The following is a 16,762-nucleotide window of genomic DNA, read 5'->3' as shown; positions in this document are numbered from 1 at the left end:
TTAGTTAGCTACTTCTCCCTATCACCCTCAAATATTTTTCGCTAATCCTTTTGCCAAACATCGTCCATACTCAGTCGTTTGAAAGTTCTCGATAGCCTTTGACTTAATAAGGGGGCTTCAAATAGCTTTCAAGGACATGCGAATTTGATAAGTTCTTGATAAAGTTGTTTGGCTTGTTGCTCTTCAAGATAATCTGCTATGGATCACCTTCTTTATTGACTCACTTTCATATATACTGACCTCAGTATGAGATGAGCCTTATATAGTTCATTGCTAGATCAATGAATGACTAAGCCCTTAGCTTTCGAGCAAGGGCTTTTTTACGTCCGAAAAAAGTATAAATGATGCTTCATTTAATCTTTTGCGCTCACATAAAAAACCACATCACCCAAAAGAATAATGTGGCTTTTTAATTGATAATTAGTTTAATGAGATGTTTGTGCTGCCTTAGGTTTAAAGACCATTAAACAAACCACTATAAAAGCAAACAAGACGAAAGATGCGCTAAATCTACTTAGCTCTAACCCACCATGTGCGATAGGTTTATCAAGGAAATCACCTAAAACCGCCCCGAGTGGTCGAGTAAGAACAAAGGCCAACCAAAATAGTAAGGTTCTTGAGATTTTGGTATAAAAATAGCAGATCGCTAATACCAGTAATAAAGTACCAAAAATTAACGCAGCACTCGTATAGCCTAACCCTTGAGTATCAGCCGTCCAGTCACCTAATGCTGTCCCTAATGTTTGAGAGAACATGATGGTTAACCAATAAAAGACTTCACTTTTAGCAGATTGGATACTTTTTACCGATATTGTGCCGCAGCTTAAATACCAAACGAAGAGAGAGAGGCCTAATAAAATAACTAATATTAAACTTCCGCCTGCATAGCCCACACCTAAAGTCCGGTCAACAAAATCGGCAATTGTAGTCCCTAACGTAGTCGTGGCAATAATGGTTGCCCAATAAAAAAATGAATTGTATTTCTTGGCTTTAATTTGCAGACCGACAAAAACTGCAAATATCACTGCGAAAATTGCTGTACTAATGACATATCCCAAATTTAGGGACATAGATAGCGCATCTCCGGCAGTTTCACCCAAGGTAGTAGCAGCAATTTTAATGATCCAGAACAGTAACGTGACTTCTGGAACTTTACTCAAAGTTTTAGATAAACTTTCATGACTTATCATTGTATGTTCTCCAAACATACGTATTCATTAGCCGATATCTAATAGCCCAAGCCTTAAGGTTAAATTAAGAGTAAAAATAAAATACAAATTTTTCCTATAAATACTGTTTTGAACTTTTATACAACTTAATTTGTTGTAAATACTTTGTTATTTCTAAATTTTTAATAATTTTGTCATAAAAATTAAAACTACTATAAACCTGCTGCAGCTTGGTATTTATTTTATTCGCTTTAAGAAAAAACCTACTCTAAGAGTAGGCCCGATTTACATAGACGTCTCAGCTTACAGAACTTCTCGCTAAACATTTTTCATGCCATACTGACTGAAAGTCTTCAACAGCTTTTGTCTTAATTAAAGGATCTTCAAATAATTTTGACGAGTATGCCGTATCAATGAGTTCTTGATAAAGCTGCTTCGCCTCTACTTCTTCAAGATGACTGGCAATCTCTTGTAATTCAATTACCGGCACATCATGTTGCCTTGCATCCATTACTCCTTTTGCTGCATTTTTCACAAGATGACAATAGTGCATTTCCATTGTGGGTGATGCTGCGTAGCATGGAAGAGTAATTGCGCTCATAAAGAGGAATATAAATTTCATAATCTCACCTTAATTTCACGTGCAAGGGTAACAACTTATGCATTAAAAATTAAGTTTTAAAAGGTTATTACTGACTAATTCCACCTACAACCCAAGTATTTTAAAGGTTCTTTCATCAAGTTCACTCAACTCATCCAGAGTATAGAGTCGCCCTTTAGGGTCAAAAAATTTATCAAAATCAAATTGGCCTTCTTTATATAATTTATAACGTTTAGGACCTAGCCATTCTTTTTGGAAAAAACTATCTGTCAGTTTAAAAAATTCTTTAAAGGAAATATTGGCATCTATATACCCCATTAACTGAGTTCGTTCATGTTTAGGAATGTCTCGTACTTTCCTTTCATCCATAAGAAAAGATCGGTTACCGATAAGTCGGCCATCCCTACTTACCGGTACCAAAATACTTCGGCAGTTAGGATGTAAAGGAGGTACTTTTTTCGTTGGATCATTTAATTCCCAAATAGAGCCATCAATTGCTGCGCAGGTTTTAGAAGTTCTTCCGTCCAACACACTCACAAATCTTACGTATTCAAAATTAAAGTTTTTAAAGTTATATAAATAGACTTGATTTGATATATGGCTGCGTAAGGTTCTCACAATCCGCTCAATGTCGACTTTGCTAGTGTTGAGTAACCCATCTTCATATTTAAGGCGTTTAGTACCACTAATACGTTTAATAATCTGCTGGGGAGTCATCCCTGTATTCATTCCATCACGAATAGCATATTCAACTCTTTGTAGGGTGTTTTCACTCATTTGAGCTAAGGACTCATCCATCAAAGCCCCACCTGCTAAGGGAACTCGTTTTATTAACGTATATAAGGCTTCTCCTCTCACTTCTTTAATAACTTTGCCAAATAGTTTAGCCATATACTTAGATTCATATATCGCTAGAGAAGTAGCTGAGTCAGTAAAAATTTGTGATACAGCAGTGCTAATTGAAATAAACCAATCCGAAATAACACGTTGGATTTTTTTTAAACTATGAGTGGTGTACTCGCCGCCTGCTAAAGTAAATCTTTCCGTTTCATCTAAGACTTTTAGTAAAGGTTCTAACTTATCAAGCATATCGAATGTTTTACTATAAAAGAGCTTAAGAATGTCATTTACTGTTCTTGAAGATGCCCTATAAAGATAGGCTTGATGTTGTGTAAACACATCGAAAAGTGATTTTTCAGTAATATTCTTCATAGAAGTTACCTCTACTCAGGCGTACTTTATTGTTCTTTTTATATCGCTAAGTTCTAAGATAGTGATTAAAACTCTTGTCACATAACAAGTTAATTAAAGTGAAAATTTTGTTTTATAAATTTTTTCTGCACACTAATATTCCCAATAAAATTAGCCAACCATAAAATAAATTCATCTCTATACTCAAAACGAGGAAGCAAACTTAAATCGACTTTTATCTCTCTTTCTGAAAGAGGTTTACTTAAACATTCTTCAAAATCAATTTTAGTGTACTTTAACTTTAAATCGTTTTGATCAGCTTCTTTTTTAATTTCCGCCATAACCCTATTCAAGTTCGTCACAGGATTATTGGTGATCTGATACTTTTCATAAATATTTGCATAGACGTTTTCGGCAATATCTAAATATTTAATGAGTTCAGCATTCTCATTCATCTCGTTATCTTCCTATTTTTTTAGAAAGTATGTACTAGTAAACGTTTCTATACGTAATTTAAGATTATTTTTATGTGAAAAATACTTCAACAGAAATAACGCCATATCCCCCAAATATCTATTTTTTATATAATTATTATTTATTTAAAAAACAATTCCATATTTTCTGACATTTTAAATTAGGCCCATTAAGCAATAAATAAAATTTTTAAAATGGAAGACTATTTTATAAGAACTACTCTCATGTTCAATTGAGTATTACTTATAATAAAAAACCGCCCCAGAAGGCGGTAGCTGAATTTTTATCAGCCAGATATAGAAGTACGGTGGAAAAGCACTTCTATATTTATTAAGAGGATACTTTATTATTTTTGATATAGTCCTCAGATTTAAAGTAGTTAATGATCATCTCGGCATTTTCTTCTTTGATTTGCTCAACAGCTACAGGAGCTTCAACCTTATCAAGGCTGAAGCCTTTTGGAATATAGTTCGAAATAGGAGGAAGCTTTTCTTTACCTCCTATAGTCATGCGTTCAATAAAGCCAGCAAGCCATAAAATAAACTCCCCTTCATTTTGATGCTTTGGCATCAGGCTTAAATCGACGTGTACTGATTTTTCTTTATTAAATTGATTTAAACATTCTTCAAAATTTATAAAATTGTATTTAAGTTTAAATTCGGTACCTTTAATGGCTTTACGAATCAAACTTATTAAACAATTTAGATTTTGAATAGTATCTTCCGTGAACAATTTATCTTTTTTAATTTCTTTATATACTTTATCTGCTATAGCTAAATACTTTGGCATTTCTTCCTCCTCAATATTATTATAACCATTTGAAATTAAAAAATATTCATATTCTCATTATGATAGATTAATTGTAATTGAGTGAAAATAAATTAGATGGCAATGTAAAAACTACTTGTCTTGTGTAAAATTGCACCAAAATAAATCACATAAGAATTAAAATTTAGATAACCCTTTCACAATTTACTTAATAATTTTAATTAATTAGACATATCTTCTTGCAATTGTAAGTGATTATTATTAAGTATTAGACTAAATCGAAGTATTTAATAATCAATATAAACCTCTCTTTCTGACATTCTTTTTGTTAAATCCTCCCTTCTATATGGCAGTCTTTATACACGATCAATTTCAAGAAAAATTTAATTAAAGTCCAGAATATAACAACCGTGACATCTGTTATATTTTTTTAAAAAAACTCTGTATCTATGATTACACATGATATTTGTTCATGATAGTCACATCGAGACACGAGGTAGCTAACATGAGTTTTTTAAGAAAGAAAAATAAAGCTAGTTTTGTATTATTTATTATCACTCTCTACTCAATGTTAGGGTTCGGTTTAGGGTTTATTATTTGGGAATATTTCCTACAGACTCCATAAGTTAAAGCTTTACATCAAAAAAGTAAGTAGTAAGGCGGCTTTAGTGAGAGAAATAAACTAAACGTTTATCTCTCTCACATAATTCAAGTTAATCTTTTGGGAAGTACCTTGCATATACAAGTGATCTCAAAATTGAAAGGTACTGAGCACTACACTAGAACTAGTGTGTGGCAATCTCTGCATTAATTTCTGCACTGATTTCCCGACTACGATGATACGCCGCTTTTAAAGCCAAGCGAATGTCGTCAGAAAGATTTCCTAATTCAAACATTCTTAATGCAGATTCTGTAATTCCATTGGCCAATGTCACCTTGCCACATAACTCACTCGGCTGAACATTACTTTTACGAACCATTTCCACAGCACCTGAAGCAGCTTGCAAAGCCAGATCTAAAGCAAATTGCTTATCCAGCCCCATGGAAACACCTGTTTTTACCATACTGTCGAGAATATAAAAGAAGTAAGCGGGTCCTGAACCAGACAAAGCGATAATCGCATCAGTTTCCGATTCTGAATTTGCCCAGTAGGTCTTCCCAGTTGCCGAATAAATTTCCTCAATTGCTTCTTTATCTGTTGGCTCTAAATTTTCCGAACCAATCAGCACATGTGTACCGGCATAAGTTAATACAGGTGGATTAGAGATAATTCTTATAATTTTTTTTGAACCAGTAATATTCATCAATTGTTTGATATTAATTCCAGCCATCATTGAGACGATAGTTTTATCAACTAGCCACTTTTTTAATGGCACAAGTATGTTTTTTAGATCTTTCGGGTCTAGCAATAAAATAACAATATCTGCCTTTTTCACCTCATGCTGCTTTTGCTTTAGAATAATTTCATTATCGAATTTAATTTCCTCTATAAGATTAATTTTTTCTTTTTGGAAACCTTTTAAAACCAAGCCTCCAATTAAAGCTAACGACAGATTACTACTGCCAATAAAGCAAATATTTGGTTGTACTACATTCAACATTGAGAAGTATTTCCTTCCTTTAGATATACTACAAAAAGAAATATTATTTATGACTTAAGTCATGCATTGTTAATACGATAAAAATTTAATAAATTTTTATGAATGTTAAGTTTAATTTTACAACAAATCTATATCTTGAGCTTAGAGTACCCTTTACTTATGATTTTAGGGATAACAAATTAATCCAAATTGTTAAAAATATGTAATTAAAAATATTTTTAGTTTATCTCTTTCTTAAAAAGAGCTTAATCATGTTTAAACTACTTTATTTAATATTTACTTCAAAAATCCTTGTTCTTTTCCAAGAAACTTTCAGCTATACGTGCTGCTTCTTGAAAATTTAACTCATTACATACCCAAAATGACAAGAGCTTCCCCTTTAAATGGAAGTACTGCTTTTGATATTCAACTACATCTTGTGTATGAGGATTTCCTGTTCTGAAACAATTTTCATTATTCTTTCTAACTTTACCGTTTAAAATACCACCAATACAAATATCCATTTTTATACCAATTATTAAGTTAACTTATTGAGCATTAGTTTGATTTTTATATTATATAAAACAAACAATCAACTTATTTGATTATTCATATAAAAAAACCCACAAAGGAAGAAGTGGGTTTTTTAACTACACTGATAATTTTAGATCATTTACTTGAGCAATTCGCTCTAAAGAATTCAAATAAAATCATCAAATTATATAAATTTAAGCATTCGTCACAATAGTGATATTCGAAGCTTGTGGGCCTTTTTTACCCTGCGTCACAGTAAACTGAACACGTTGACCTTCTAGAAGAACTTTAAAGCCTTGTGTTTGAATTTCAGAAAAATGTGCAAAAACATCTTTACCTTCATCAGTTTGAATAAAACCAAAACCTTTAGTTTCGTTAAACCACTTTACTGTACCAGTAGTATTAGACATAAATTAATCCTAACTTTTAAAACAATTATCATTTATTATTGGATAAACCAATTGAGCTAAAAAACATACATTTACTTAAATATCTAAAAATACACGGAGGATTATAAATAAAACTGCGAAAAGAGAGATTTAGGCGAACATGAATATTTTTGTAGTTGCGTTTGACTATACACGCTTCCTAACGAATTGCAATCTATATCTTAAATAATTAAATTCACACTAAATACAACCCCACGTCAGAAATGCTAATTTATTGATTTTTAAATTAAAAAATATAATTTTTTATATATTAATTAAGTATATTTAAATTTTTAACAAAGAAATTTTTGCGTGAAAATCGACTATAATTATGGCATCAATACCCACTTATACATGTTTATAAAATAACTTACTTTTTTATAAAATATACGTACTTGTCTGTATACAATTTAACTATTGTGATTTAATCTAACAATGCCATTTAACATATTGATGATAAACAGGAAGTAACAACGTGAACGGTCTTTTAGTTTTTATAACCATTGCTTTTCTTACTTTATCAAGCCCTGGACCAGGCGTTTTATTTACAGTCACGAACTCAATCAATTACGGGGTACGTACAGCTCTATTTGGTATTAGTGGTTTAATTATTGGTATGTTCATTATTGCAGTGATTTCTGCGAGTGGCGTGGGACTTATTATTACGAGTAATCCAACCATCTTTACTGTCTTAAAATTTATCGGGGCCTTTTACCTCATGTATTTAGGCTATAAAAATTTTATTAAAAAATCTCCGACTCAAGATTTATTAGAAACTGAGCATGACAAGAAAGGGGTAAAAAAATCAAAACTTTTCTATCAAGGTTTATTTGCTTCATTGCTTAATCCAAAAACAATCGTGTTTTTTATTGCGCTTTTCCCACAGTTTATTGATATTAAAAAAGAAATATTAAATCAGTTTCTTGTTTTATCTTTAACTTTTTGCCTAATTGGTTTTTTTATTCATTTAGTTTATGCCAACTTTTCTTCGATTTTTAAAGAGAAAATGCTTGCAGGGAATAATTTTTCAAAACTCAATAAAGTGAGTGGTTGTATTTTCTTTCTTCTGGCTATTTTGCTGATTACTCAATAAGCCCCTACGTGTTTCTCCATTAAAAAGAAAAAGCCAACTTGTTAAACGTTTCATCGCATTTATGCTTAAAACAATTTTAGCAAGTTGGCTTTTTCACAAGCTTATACGGTTCGCCAGCCAGCCATAGAAGAATTGCTCGTACTTTGGGTTTTTCTCGGTGATCTCAATATAGTGCTGACCTTGCATAATATTAAGAAGTCGAACCAATACCTTTTCCCCTTCAGTACCGCGTTTTTGAATATATATTGATAAAGCATTTAAAGTAGCTGTCCCGTATTCACCATCGAGTATAAGATCTACCCAACCTTCTTTGCCTTGTCTATTCAACAAATTTAAAGCGCGTTGTAACAGTGGTTTTGTAAAACCAATACCACAATTAACGGCTGTATCGAACAGCTCTTCAGCTATAGGTGCACTCATCAAATTAACTTGGTCAAATCGCGGTTCAAACCAATATTGCTTTTTATAAATATCTCTAGCCCTCTCTAAAGATAAATTTTCCATGTTGTCTTGATATCCATATGCACGTGCAACTGCTTGTGTAATACCAAACTTAGTCGCATGCCCGGGATCATTTGGGTCATTCACATACCCACCTTCACGTTTTATAAGTTCATCTAAATACTGTTCAATATTCATTGTATTGCCCTCATCTATATTTCAGCCTATGAAGTATCAGCTTTGGATATCATCTTTTGCTTTTTTTAAGTCTTTCATGACTTCAATAATGGTTTTTCCTTCCTGTTTATTAATGAAATTAAAAATCCATCTCACAATTGCCCAACCAGGTAATCCACAAATAAAGAAGAAGCCACCTAAAGTGATCATTCCCCAAATATCTGTCACCCATTCATGCAGATTCCATTTCATGATAATGAATGAGCCACCAGTCAAACTTGAAACGATAGTGCAGATTAAGCCTACCACCCATTCTTGAGGCGAACGTGGAAATCGCATGATTAAAACAACCGCGACAACAAGACTAATTGCTAGAGCAACCATCATGACGGTGCCATAGAGATGAAACATAGTGGCCAATGCACTTTCTGCTAAAATTTTTTCCATAATTTAATCCTGTTTAAAAGACAAAGCTTGAAAAATGAAACTCTTGACCGCCTTGTTATTTTTCATATTTTCATTTATCACTCTGCTATACCAAGGTTTCTAGGCTCATCACTCCTTTAGTTTCAAAGCTTCTGGTACGCTCATAAAAACAAGTCAAAGCTGAAGAACTAATGAATTGGCTTACTTGTAGGTTTTTGACCAAAAATTTGAGATAACACCTTGCCGTATATCGGAAACTTTTGTGGCGAATTAAATTCTTTGTTAGATTCTCCATGTTCTTGATACCCTTTATCGACGAACATTAAGCCTGATCCACGGAATCGGGCTTTTTTTAATTCAATTTTTGTTTTTAATAGTCCATTTAGTTCACTCTTCGACTATCACCATTTTTATATTCTGTCGTCCATTGAGGCAGAATAATTAAGACTTCCATATAAGCTATTGATAAAATTTAAAAATATATTTGTGTAGAATATTTTCATTGTTCTATCAATAATTTCTTATAACTGATATTATAACTATAGTTATTACTAGTCAATAACTATAGTTGTTTTACTAGATATAACTTTAGTTATATATTTGTTTTAAGTTAGCTGGTGCGATCATTATGGCTCTTAAAGACCGTTTAAAAGATTCAAGAATTAAAGCTAAAAAAACTCAGGCAGAAGTTGCTGAAGCAGTAAAAATGTCTCAGCCTGCTTATCAAGCTTTAGAATCGGGAAAGAACTTAAAATCTGCTTTTCTTCCCCTCATTGCACAGTTTTTAGGTGTAGACGCATATTGGCTTACCACAGGAAACACAGAAGATTCTTTTAGGGAAAGTGATGTATTTAGCCCTACTGTTGTGAGTAGCGATGCAGCAGATCAATATGTATGGATTGCGGTGGTTGAGGCGAGCTTTTCCTGTGGTACAGGTGAGTCTATCGAATTTCATTTCGATGCAATTAATGGAAAAATCCCTTTTCCTGCTTCGTTCTTTAAAGAAAAACGGGTTCCACAAGAATGCATGCGTATTATTAAAGCTAAAGGCGATAGTATGACGGACTACATTAAGGATGGAGATCTGGTGGGGATTGATATTTCCCAGACTGAAGTCGTTGATGGAGAAATTTATGCTGTTTATTTCGCTGGCGAAGGAATGATTAAGCAAATTTTTAAAGAAGCAGATGGTTCTTTAATTTTGCATAGCTTAAATGAAAAATTTAGAGACCGCCGTGTAACCGAAGAGAACGGAAAAAACTTTAAAGTGATGGGGCGTCAGTTCTGGCGAGCAGGTTAATTGAGTTATTAAATATAGCTAAAATAATAATTTCAAAATTTTCATAGGTTTTACTTTTTTATAATTTTAATTATTTATATAACCTATAAACATAAAAAAACCTATCTCTTTAAAAAGGGATAGGTTTTTTCGCTTTAGTGCCATAGTGTTATCAACAATATGTATTTAAACGATAAAGTTGATTAAAGCCAGCATAAAAGCTCTTACCATCTTGGTTCAACTCAATTTCTTCACCAGTTTGAAGCTGAATTTTCTTTCCAACTTCAACCCAACGATAACCATCAAGCGAGTTTTGCTTACGGATATGAGGAATGACTCTCACATTAATTTCATTGCCATTTACGGCTGTAGCAATTTGCCACTCATTTACTATATTCACAATCGTATTCACTCATTACTGAGCTCATGTGATTTAACGGTATTTAATTAGAACGCTAGATTTAAGGTATGGACAATTCGTCTAGAATTTAATATTTAGCTTGATATAGGGTTATTTATAAGCTAATTGCTTTTCATGAATTCCTATCATGAAAAGTAGTACATCACAGAGCATAATATTTTGGATGCGGGAGTCGGATTTGAACCAACGACCTTCGGGTTATGAGCCCGACGAGCTACCAGACTGCTCCATCCCGCAATTGGAAGTAAGCTTTATACGCCCATATATTTTATAAAGCAAACTTTATTTTTTAATCGGTTGTAATTATTAAGAATTATCTTTTTATTAATTTTTCTTTTTATCTATTCAGTCTAGATATGCCTATCCATTTTGAACTTTTAATTCTTTAAATTGTTGTATTTATTTTAAATAGAACCCGATATTCATAGACATCAATTGCCTTGCTTGAATAGCTTTTATACTATCTAGTTTCATCCCATCATTTATACATTTATAGTTTATATGTCTGATCCTCAGTTCTCCCTTAGTGAATATCTCGGCACTGTGCAGGAAGTTATACGCCTGACCTTTGATGAGCCGGTATGGGTTAGAGCAGAAATTCGGAATCTAAATATTAAAGGTGGACATTATTATTTAGAGCTTGCAGAAAAAGACTCCGATACAGACAAGGTCATTGCCAGTTGTAAAGCAACTATATGGAAGTTTTCAGCCAGTAAAATTGTTCTTAAGTTTGAAAGAGAAACGGGAATTGAGCTTTCAAGTGATTTAAATGTTCTCATTAAAATTAGAGCACGTTTTGACCCTCAATATGGATTTTCAGTCAATATTGAAGAAATAGATTCAAGTTTTACGCTCGGGGAAATTGCAAAACGCTACCAACAAATTGTGGAGCGCTTAACTCAAGAAGGCTTGATTCATAAGAATAAATTATTACCTACTCCTTTTGATATACACCATGTTTTAGTCATTGCCCCACAAAATGCAGCAGGTCTAGGTGATTTCAAAAAAGATGCCGATGCTTTAGAAAGAAATGATGTGTGTCATTTTGTTTATCAAACCGCTACTTTTCAGGGAAATACCGCCGCTACTAGCTTGATGGAATCGCTTGCAACAGGATTAAAGCAATGGGTCAGTAGTTTTAGCTTTCCACCAGATCTGATTGTGATTATTCGTGGTGGTGGTGCTGTTAATGATTTAGCTTACTTAAATGACTATGAGCTTGCGGCTCTACTCTGCAAACGCAGTGTACCGATTTGGGTAGGTATTGGACATGAAAAGGATCGCACTATCCTTGATGAAATTGCGCACCGTTCATTTGACACTCCGAGTAAAGTGATTGCTGGTATTCGTAATCATATTGTTGAACGTGTTCAAGAGGCGGTAGACAGTCTACAGACGATTAAGCTCTTGTCACGGCATCAAATTACGACATATCAGAGTAAAAGTGATCAATACCTTCAGCATATTAAATCCTCTGCTCAAGCTCAGCTTAATTCAGCACAACAGGTCGTTGAACAGCTCAAAGAACGCATTCAATTTGTGTCACAGCAACAGGTTAAATTTTCTTTGACACAAACTGAATCTCTTATGAGAGAAATTCTTCTACAAAATCCGCAGCAAATTCAAGCAAAGGGTTATGCAATAGTGAGATCAGAAGGTAAAGCCATTCGATCTATTCACCAAATTTCAAGCTCTGCCATTACAGTTGAAATGCAAGATGGCACTCTTAAAGCTAATATTACTGAGGTAATTCCTAATGAATGATAAAGAGCTATCTTTTAAAGAAGGTCATGACATCTTAAAGCGAAATGCTGAATTACTTGAATCTCAGGAAAGCCCCGATATTGATAATTTAATGAAAATTGTTGAAGAGTCGATTAGCGCTTATAAAGCGTGTAAATCTCGTATTGAAGCCGTTCAACAAGCTTTAGATGAGACGTTCAAAGAATAATTTTTCTATAAAAAAAGCCCATTTCTACTTCTCATTGAAGAAATGGGCTTAGTGAACACCACTTAGTCCTGAAATACAAAAGTGAGGATTAGGTCACACTTTTGCAAAAACATAGTCCCATAACCTATTTCGATGTTCAATATTTTAATTGTGTCTATACGTTAGTTTGGCTTAATTTTAATCACATCTTAAAACTAAAACTTCTTTTATTAAGATCAAACCAGACACAAGCTCTGCTCATGTTTATTGTTAAACTTAGTTTAAGAATTATTCTTCATTGAATGGCCCAATTAATTGATAAATCTTGCCATCTTTTGGATTTTCATACAGTAAATCCATATTAGGAAGAATAATATCATCATTAATTTCAATATGTTCAACGCTTTTATGAAGCTCAAGCGCGTGATCGTTCATAGGTCTAACTTTTGCTAAAGCAATTGATTCTTTGTCAAACTGATCCTTAATAATGACTTTTAATCTTTTCATAAAAAAACTCCTGTATATTAAATTTTTTAATATAAATTAAATTGTTAGGTCTAAAATGAGCTAATCGCTGAATAGCCGATTGGCATTGCAAAGAAAGTTAAAATAAATGCAGCTGTACGTTGTAAATTACGTTGATTTAACCAAGTGACTTTATTTGAAATTAATACTGTCCCAAACATAATCCATAAAAAAGCAATTGGGGTAATTAGAGATAAAAAGACAACAATATGAATAAAATACAAGTGCGGTACTTCCCACGCTGCATGTGGGAAAATAGCCGTAGCAAAAAGTAAAGCTTTCGGGTTTAAGAGTGTAGCAAGAAATAAAGCTTTTGGCGTAATAAGTGGTCGGTCTAACTTAATATCTTCAGTTGATGTCATCCAGAGTTTAAAAGCCAGATAAAGAATAAAACTCGCGCTCATCAGTTTTAATAGTGCTGGAAGCCATGGAAGGAAGTGGGACACAGACTCAAGTAAAACACCCCATGACGTAATCGCAATCAGATAACCCACCACTTCTGCTGGAATCAATTTAAGAGACTGCCTTACCCCTGCCTGTATACCAGCTGAGGCTAACAATGTATTTGTTGGTCCTGGAGTCAATAAAATAGTGACTACAAGTCCAATAAACAAAAATGACACCGTCATAGGCAAGAAACTCAAGTAATTACGCAAGGCAAATATGTCAAAAACAATCATATATTGTCGACAAATTCGTTGTAACAAGAAATATTTTTCTTATTTTTTATTTTTAAAAATCAGAATCTTAATAAATAGTGAACGCGCGTTTCACTAAAAGTTGTTTTAATTTTATATTTGCACAATACGTCACACAAATTGTGATATGGCTCCCTTAATTTAAAAATTAGTCTACAATTTGATCGGTCTTTATTCTTTAAATAAAGGACTTATATGGGAGTAATTTTTAATCTACCTCTCCTTCATTTTGAGCAATAAAAAGAAAGACCAAAAACCTTGAAATTGCAGAATTGATCAATATATATACACATGAAAATCGTGATTTTACTGAATAGATGTATTGTTCCCCATCAATTCATTAATCGCCGCTTTCATCGAGTTAAACAGTTGATGGAGGATGCATGATGAATGCTTATGTTCGCCCTCATCCTGATGGTTTCAAATCATATCTAGGAAAGAATTTAAAAACCGGCCTATACACTGTACGGGTTGGTTGGACAATATATGAAACGAACGGTAATGGCTCTGTTTTATATATTGTAAAAGAGGACAATAAGATTCCATTGGATGTAGATACGTTTAAAACTGATCGTCCCAAAATCTATGATGCGCTTTTAAGTGAAGTACAATTTCAACGCAAGAAGCAACTGGCTATTGATCTTCAAAAGTCCAATATCCCTTCTTATGACCGAAAGGCCTATAAAAAACGTCGTGGCTTTACTGGTTCTTAAACAAGCCTATTACTCATATATAGAAAAAGCACCCTTAGGTGCTTTTTCTTTTACCGACCAGTTGTAATTAATACAAATAGACTGAGTATTAAGGTACCAAATGATCGTTTGCAGTGTACATGGACTTCGTGCTCAGCTCCGTGAGCGTATTGTTCAATGTTTTCCATACATGTGTCCTTAAAGTTCACATACATAATTTGCCTATTTTTCATGCAATAAAAAATTAGCCAAAAGTATTATATCGAAATAAATTTTATATCTTGTTTTACGAAATTTCTTGTCCCGTCTTCATCATCTTTCAAAAATTTAATTAGAAAAGTACATGTAACATTCTTATACGAGGTTAATTACTTATTGAGCATTTGTAGATCTTTCATTTCAAAATGCCCTATAGGAAAAATGATTTTATAAAATGAAAAAAGATAACAATATTCGGTTTTTTAATAATAGCCTTTCAGAAGGAGAATATTAAAATGAATAGCTCACAAGAACCCAATCATTCCCTGTTTAGTCAAGCATCTACTTCGATTCAAGCTTGCATTGAATGCATGTTTGCTTGTAAGCATTGTGCTTCTGCATGCTTACAAGAAGACCATGTGCATATGATGCGTGAATGCATTAAACACTGTTTGACTTGTATTGAAACCTGTCAACTATGTACATCGTTAGAATTAAGACATTCGGAGCTTGCTGAACAAGCTATGCAATTATGTGCCAGCGCATGCCAACTTTGCGCAGCTGAATGTGGTAAACACCAACATGAGCATTGCCAAATATGTGCAAAAGCTTGTTTAGCATGTGCCAAAGCTTGTCAGGCGTATCGTGCTTAATTTCGAGTTTACTTAAAAACCTACGATCTATGATGTTCGTAGGTTTTAAAATTTTAAAGAACAAACAATGAGAAAGTTAAAGTTTTAGATGAAATAAATAACTACTTTTCTTCAGGCATAAAAAAAACCCGCATCTTGGGGAAAATGCAGGCTCTTAGATCTCCCACAACGACCATGAGTTCATTATTAAGCTTGAACTTTAAACCGTTAACTAAATGTACCCTTAATCAAAGCAAATTGCAATACAGAATAGTCTGTATATTTAAAATATTTTATTATTTTTACATTACTTTTTCATAAATAGTTTAAAAATCTATACTCTTTCTAAATAAGAAAGAGCTTTTACAGACATTAAAAAAGCCCGTTTCACGGGCTTTTCTGCAACGGTGAGCAAACTAAGATTTGTGTCTATCCATCTCTTACATGCTCTTTGCTAGCTATATGTAAGGTCTTATCGTATCTTTTTTCCTGTCCCAAGTTTCCCTGTGGATCGAGGAGATATTACGATTACCCTAGGTACATTTATAGCACATTATTTATTCATGGCGAGTGTTGTTCACGTTTTTTTACAAATGAATAAAACATGATCAAACCTTAATATTTAAGAGTTTTCTACCCCATTTGGATATTGTCGAGCATTATCGCAAATTGGATACCATTTCACCTTTGAAGTGACAAAAGCATGAGAAACAACTTGGGTTGGTATTTCTTCATTAATGAGCCCTACCCTTAAACGCACCACATCAGGTTTATCTAAACGCTCACTCCAGATAGGCGAACCACAAGTTTTACAGAACACTCTCTTTTTATTAGGCGATGCAAAATAAGCCTGTAACAGGTTTTCACCCTGCACAATATTCAAATCATTTTTTTGTACTTGGCTAATGGCAGCAAAAGCAGCCCCTTGCGCTTTTTGACATTGCTTACAATGACAGACCATGATGGGTTCTAATTCACTATTAATTTGTAGTTGAATCCCATCACAAAGACAGGAAGCTGTATAAGTCATCATTTTTCCTTTTTTATTTTAATGAGTTTTAGCTTACACCCGCACCTTTTTCAATGTGATCTAATATGGCACATGAAGCTTGCTGGTTACCGCAGCAATCATCGGCTGAAGCCTGCAAAATATTAACCATCTCTTGTAGATGGGTAATTTTCTGTTTTAATTCGGCAATGTGTTTTACAGTTAAGGCTTTCACCTCTGCACTCTGCCGATCTGTGTTTTTCCAAAGCGAAATAAGTTCTTTCATCTGTTCAGATGAAAAACCTAACTCTCTAGCGTGTTTTAAAAAGTTTAAAGTTTTAAGGTCTGTTTCTGAATAAATACGATAGCCAGAAGCAGAACGCTGAGCGGCTTCAAGTAAACCGATTTCTTCATAGTAGCGAATCATTTTCGCCGAAATGCCTGAATGTTTGGATGCCTGACCGATATTCATCTCACACCTCGAATATTAAATTTGGTTTAAGACCTGCTGTCATGA

At 33.4% G+C, this 16,762-nt stretch carries 22 protein-coding genes and 1 tRNA gene; 7 read left to right on the top strand and 16 right to left on the bottom strand.

Going from position 1 to position 16,762, the window contains the following annotated elements; translation table 11 throughout:
• Window positions 1-425 precede the first annotated feature (425 nt).
• The 5 genes from ABLB96_RS08720 to ABLB96_RS08700 form a co-directional block, all read right to left on the bottom strand.
• A complete protein-coding gene (locus ABLB96_RS08720; protein WP_348898121.1) occupies window positions 426-1,190 on the bottom strand; it encodes a hypothetical protein in 765 nt (254 codons plus the stop codon).
• 277 nt (window positions 1,191-1,467) lie between these two features.
• Complete coding sequence (locus ABLB96_RS08715; RefSeq protein WP_348898120.1) at window positions 1,468-1,791, bottom strand: hypothetical protein; 324 nt, start codon at window positions 1,789-1,791, stop codon at window positions 1,468-1,470.
• 84 nt (window positions 1,792-1,875) lie between these two features.
• Complete coding sequence (locus tag ABLB96_RS08710; protein WP_348898119.1) at window positions 1,876-2,982, bottom strand: minor capsid protein; 1,107 nt, start codon at window positions 2,980-2,982, stop codon at window positions 1,876-1,878.
• An 89-nt stretch (window positions 2,983-3,071) separates the two neighbouring features.
• Window positions 3,072-3,416, bottom strand: coding sequence for a hypothetical protein (locus ABLB96_RS08705; RefSeq protein WP_348898118.1), 345 nt, complete (start codon window positions 3,414-3,416; stop codon window positions 3,072-3,074).
• Window positions 3,417-3,765: 349 nt separating this feature from the next.
• Window positions 3,766-4,224 carry a hypothetical protein gene (locus tag ABLB96_RS08700; RefSeq protein WP_348898117.1) on the bottom strand — a complete coding sequence of 153 codons (459 nt, stop codon included), beginning with the start codon at window positions 4,222-4,224 and terminating at the stop codon, window positions 3,766-3,768.
• Window positions 4,225-4,708: 484 nt separating this feature from the next.
• Here ABLB96_RS08700 and ABLB96_RS08695 point away from each other — a divergent pair, with 484 nt between their 5' ends.
• Window positions 4,709-4,828, top strand: coding sequence for a hypothetical protein (locus ABLB96_RS08695; protein ID WP_348898116.1), 120 nt, complete (start codon window positions 4,709-4,711; stop codon window positions 4,826-4,828).
• Window positions 4,829-4,988: 160 nt separating this feature from the next.
• Here the strand turns inward: ABLB96_RS08695 and ABLB96_RS08690 are convergent, their stop codons facing one another.
• From ABLB96_RS08690 to ABLB96_RS08680, 3 genes are all read right to left on the bottom strand, one after another.
• Entirely contained in the window at window positions 4,989-5,804 is an 816-nt protein-coding gene (locus ABLB96_RS08690) for a pyrroline-5-carboxylate reductase dimerization domain-containing protein (protein WP_348898115.1), read from the bottom strand.
• Between the two features lie 281 nt (window positions 5,805-6,085).
• The gene (locus ABLB96_RS08685; RefSeq protein WP_348898114.1) at window positions 6,086-6,307 is read right to left on the bottom strand and encodes a hypothetical protein; all 222 of its coding nucleotides are present in this window, start codon (window positions 6,305-6,307) and stop codon (window positions 6,086-6,088) included.
• 204 nt (window positions 6,308-6,511) lie between these two features.
• Window positions 6,512-6,727, bottom strand: coding sequence for a cold-shock protein (locus tag ABLB96_RS08680; protein WP_000072673.1), 216 nt, complete (start codon window positions 6,725-6,727; stop codon window positions 6,512-6,514).
• A gap of 493 nt (window positions 6,728-7,220) precedes the next feature.
• Here ABLB96_RS08680 and ABLB96_RS08675 point away from each other — a divergent pair, with 493 nt between their 5' ends.
• On the top strand, window positions 7,221-7,838 hold the full coding sequence (locus ABLB96_RS08675; RefSeq protein ID WP_348896669.1) for a LysE family translocator: 618 nt from the start codon (window positions 7,221-7,223) through the stop codon (window positions 7,836-7,838).
• A 93-nt stretch (window positions 7,839-7,931) separates the two neighbouring features.
• Here ABLB96_RS08675 and ABLB96_RS08670 read toward each other — a convergent pair whose 3' ends face one another.
• The gene (locus ABLB96_RS08670) at window positions 7,932-8,477 is read right to left on the bottom strand and encodes a glycosyl hydrolase 108 family protein (protein ID WP_348896670.1); all 546 of its coding nucleotides are present in this window, start codon (window positions 8,475-8,477) and stop codon (window positions 7,932-7,934) included.
• Between the two features lie 36 nt (window positions 8,478-8,513).
• Window positions 8,514-8,903, bottom strand: a complete 390-nt coding sequence (locus tag ABLB96_RS08665; protein WP_348896671.1) for a hypothetical protein — start codon at window positions 8,901-8,903, stop codon at window positions 8,514-8,516.
• 607 nt (window positions 8,904-9,510) lie between these two features.
• On the opposite strand from ABLB96_RS08665, the gene ABLB96_RS08660 reads away from it, so the two are divergent.
• Window positions 9,511-10,182, top strand: a complete 672-nt coding sequence (locus tag ABLB96_RS08660; protein WP_348896672.1) for a S24 family peptidase — start codon at window positions 9,511-9,513, stop codon at window positions 10,180-10,182.
• A 151-nt stretch (window positions 10,183-10,333) separates the two neighbouring features.
• Here the strand turns inward: ABLB96_RS08660 and ABLB96_RS08655 are convergent, their stop codons facing one another.
• Both ABLB96_RS08655 and ABLB96_RS08650 read right to left on the bottom strand, forming a co-directional pair.
• Window positions 10,334-10,564 carry a transposase gene (locus tag ABLB96_RS08655; RefSeq protein ID WP_348896748.1) on the bottom strand — a complete coding sequence of 77 codons (231 nt, stop codon included), beginning with the start codon at window positions 10,562-10,564 and terminating at the stop codon, window positions 10,334-10,336.
• A gap of 178 nt (window positions 10,565-10,742) precedes the next feature.
• Window positions 10,743-10,819: transfer RNA gene (locus tag ABLB96_RS08650), tRNA-Met, on the bottom strand.
• 264 nt (window positions 10,820-11,083) lie between these two features.
• On the opposite strand from ABLB96_RS08650, the gene xseA reads away from it, so the two are divergent.
• Both xseA and xseB read left to right on the top strand, forming a co-directional pair.
• Window positions 11,084-12,346: an exodeoxyribonuclease VII large subunit gene (gene xseA, locus ABLB96_RS08645; protein ID WP_348896673.1), complete on the top strand. Its 1,263-nt coding sequence runs from the start codon at window positions 11,084-11,086 to the stop codon at window positions 12,344-12,346.
• Window positions 12,339-12,533 carry an exodeoxyribonuclease VII small subunit gene (xseB, locus tag ABLB96_RS08640; protein WP_348896674.1) on the top strand — a complete coding sequence of 65 codons (195 nt, stop codon included), beginning with the start codon at window positions 12,339-12,341 and terminating at the stop codon, window positions 12,531-12,533. The genes xseA and xseB overlap by 8 nt, the downstream gene beginning before the upstream one ends.
• 267 nt (window positions 12,534-12,800) lie before the next feature.
• Here the strand turns inward: xseB and ABLB96_RS08635 are convergent, their stop codons facing one another.
• On the bottom strand, window positions 12,801-13,019 hold the full coding sequence (locus ABLB96_RS08635) for a hypothetical protein (protein ID WP_348896675.1): 219 nt from the start codon (window positions 13,017-13,019) through the stop codon (window positions 12,801-12,803).
• Between the two features lie 50 nt (window positions 13,020-13,069).
• The gene (locus ABLB96_RS08630) at window positions 13,070-13,666 is read right to left on the bottom strand and encodes a LysE family transporter (protein ID WP_348896676.1); all 597 of its coding nucleotides are present in this window, start codon (window positions 13,664-13,666) and stop codon (window positions 13,070-13,072) included.
• A gap of 452 nt (window positions 13,667-14,118) precedes the next feature.
• Here ABLB96_RS08630 and ABLB96_RS08625 point away from each other — a divergent pair, with 452 nt between their 5' ends.
• Together ABLB96_RS08625 and ABLB96_RS08620 are read left to right on the top strand one after the other, a co-directional pair.
• Window positions 14,119-14,448, top strand: a complete 330-nt coding sequence (locus ABLB96_RS08625; RefSeq protein WP_348896677.1) for a hypothetical protein — start codon at window positions 14,119-14,121, stop codon at window positions 14,446-14,448.
• 473 nt (window positions 14,449-14,921) lie between these two features.
• Window positions 14,922-15,278, top strand: a complete 357-nt coding sequence (locus ABLB96_RS08620) for a four-helix bundle copper-binding protein (protein WP_348896678.1) — start codon at window positions 14,922-14,924, stop codon at window positions 15,276-15,278.
• A gap of 601 nt (window positions 15,279-15,879) precedes the next feature.
• Here ABLB96_RS08620 and ABLB96_RS08615 read toward each other — a convergent pair.
• Together ABLB96_RS08615 and cueR are read right to left on the bottom strand one after the other, a co-directional pair.
• Entirely contained in the window at window positions 15,880-16,287 is a 408-nt protein-coding gene (locus ABLB96_RS08615) for a GFA family protein (protein ID WP_348896679.1), read from the bottom strand.
• 28 nt (window positions 16,288-16,315) lie between these two features.
• Entirely contained in the window at window positions 16,316-16,717 is a 402-nt protein-coding gene (gene cueR / locus ABLB96_RS08610; RefSeq protein WP_348896680.1) for a Cu(I)-responsive transcriptional regulator, read from the bottom strand.
• Between the last annotated feature and the right edge of the window lie 45 nt (window positions 16,718-16,762).

The organism is Acinetobacter sp. XH1741 (assembly GCF_041021895.1).
GTDB lineage: Bacteria > Pseudomonadota > Gammaproteobacteria > Pseudomonadales > Moraxellaceae > Acinetobacter.
Note: the sequence above shows the minus strand (reverse complement) of the source record. Positions and strands in the feature narration are given on the sequence as shown.

Excerpts from the sequence above, each read along its gene's own strand:
- ABLB96_RS08700 (WP_348898117.1), bottom strand. The coding sequence starts at position 4,224 with ATGCCAAAGTATTTAGCTATAGCAGATAAAGTATATAAAGAAATTAAA.
- ABLB96_RS08690 (WP_348898115.1), bottom strand. The coding sequence starts at position 5,804 with ATGTTGAATGTAGTACAACCAAATATTTGCTTTATTGGCAGTAGTAAT.
- ABLB96_RS08625 (WP_348896677.1), top strand. The coding sequence starts at position 14,119 with ATGATGAATGCTTATGTTCGCCCTCATCCTGATGGTTTCAAATCATAT.
- ABLB96_RS08635 (WP_348896675.1), bottom strand. The coding sequence starts at position 13,019 with ATGAAAAGATTAAAAGTCATTATTAAGGATCAGTTTGACAAAGAATCA.
- ABLB96_RS08715 (WP_348898120.1), bottom strand. The coding sequence starts at position 1,791 with ATGAAATTTATATTCCTCTTTATGAGCGCAATTACTCTTCCATGCTAC.
- ABLB96_RS08720 (WP_348898121.1), bottom strand. The coding sequence starts at position 1,190 with ATGATAAGTCATGAAAGTTTATCTAAAACTTTGAGTAAAGTTCCAGAA.
- ABLB96_RS08680 (WP_000072673.1), bottom strand. The coding sequence starts at position 6,727 with ATGTCTAATACTACTGGTACAGTAAAGTGGTTTAACGAAACTAAAGGT.
- ABLB96_RS08615 (WP_348896679.1), bottom strand. The coding sequence starts at position 16,287 with ATGACTTATACAGCTTCCTGTCTTTGTGATGGGATTCAACTACAAATT.
- ABLB96_RS08705 (WP_348898118.1), bottom strand. The coding sequence starts at position 3,416 with ATGAATGAGAATGCTGAACTCATTAAATATTTAGATATTGCCGAAAAC.
- ABLB96_RS08665 (WP_348896671.1), bottom strand. The coding sequence starts at position 8,903 with ATGGAAAAAATTTTAGCAGAAAGTGCATTGGCCACTATGTTTCATCTC.
- ABLB96_RS08685 (WP_348898114.1), bottom strand. The coding sequence starts at position 6,307 with ATGGATATTTGTATTGGTGGTATTTTAAACGGTAAAGTTAGAAAGAAT.
- ABLB96_RS08695 (WP_348898116.1), top strand. The coding sequence starts at position 4,709 with ATGAGTTTTTTAAGAAAGAAAAATAAAGCTAGTTTTGTATTATTTATT.
- ABLB96_RS08660 (WP_348896672.1), top strand. The coding sequence starts at position 9,511 with ATGGCTCTTAAAGACCGTTTAAAAGATTCAAGAATTAAAGCTAAAAAA.
- cueR (WP_348896680.1), bottom strand. The coding sequence starts at position 16,717 with ATGAATATCGGTCAGGCATCCAAACATTCAGGCATTTCGGCGAAAATG.
- ABLB96_RS08670 (WP_348896670.1), bottom strand. The coding sequence starts at position 8,477 with ATGAATATTGAACAGTATTTAGATGAACTTATAAAACGTGAAGGTGGG.
- xseA (WP_348896673.1), top strand. The coding sequence starts at position 11,084 with ATGTCTGATCCTCAGTTCTCCCTTAGTGAATATCTCGGCACTGTGCAG.
- ABLB96_RS08710 (WP_348898119.1), bottom strand. The coding sequence starts at position 2,982 with ATGAAGAATATTACTGAAAAATCACTTTTCGATGTGTTTACACAACAT.
- xseB (WP_348896674.1), top strand. The coding sequence starts at position 12,339 with ATGAATGATAAAGAGCTATCTTTTAAAGAAGGTCATGACATCTTAAAG.
- ABLB96_RS08630 (WP_348896676.1), bottom strand. The coding sequence starts at position 13,666 with ATGACGGTGTCATTTTTGTTTATTGGACTTGTAGTCACTATTTTATTG.
- ABLB96_RS08620 (WP_348896678.1), top strand. The coding sequence starts at position 14,922 with ATGAATAGCTCACAAGAACCCAATCATTCCCTGTTTAGTCAAGCATCT.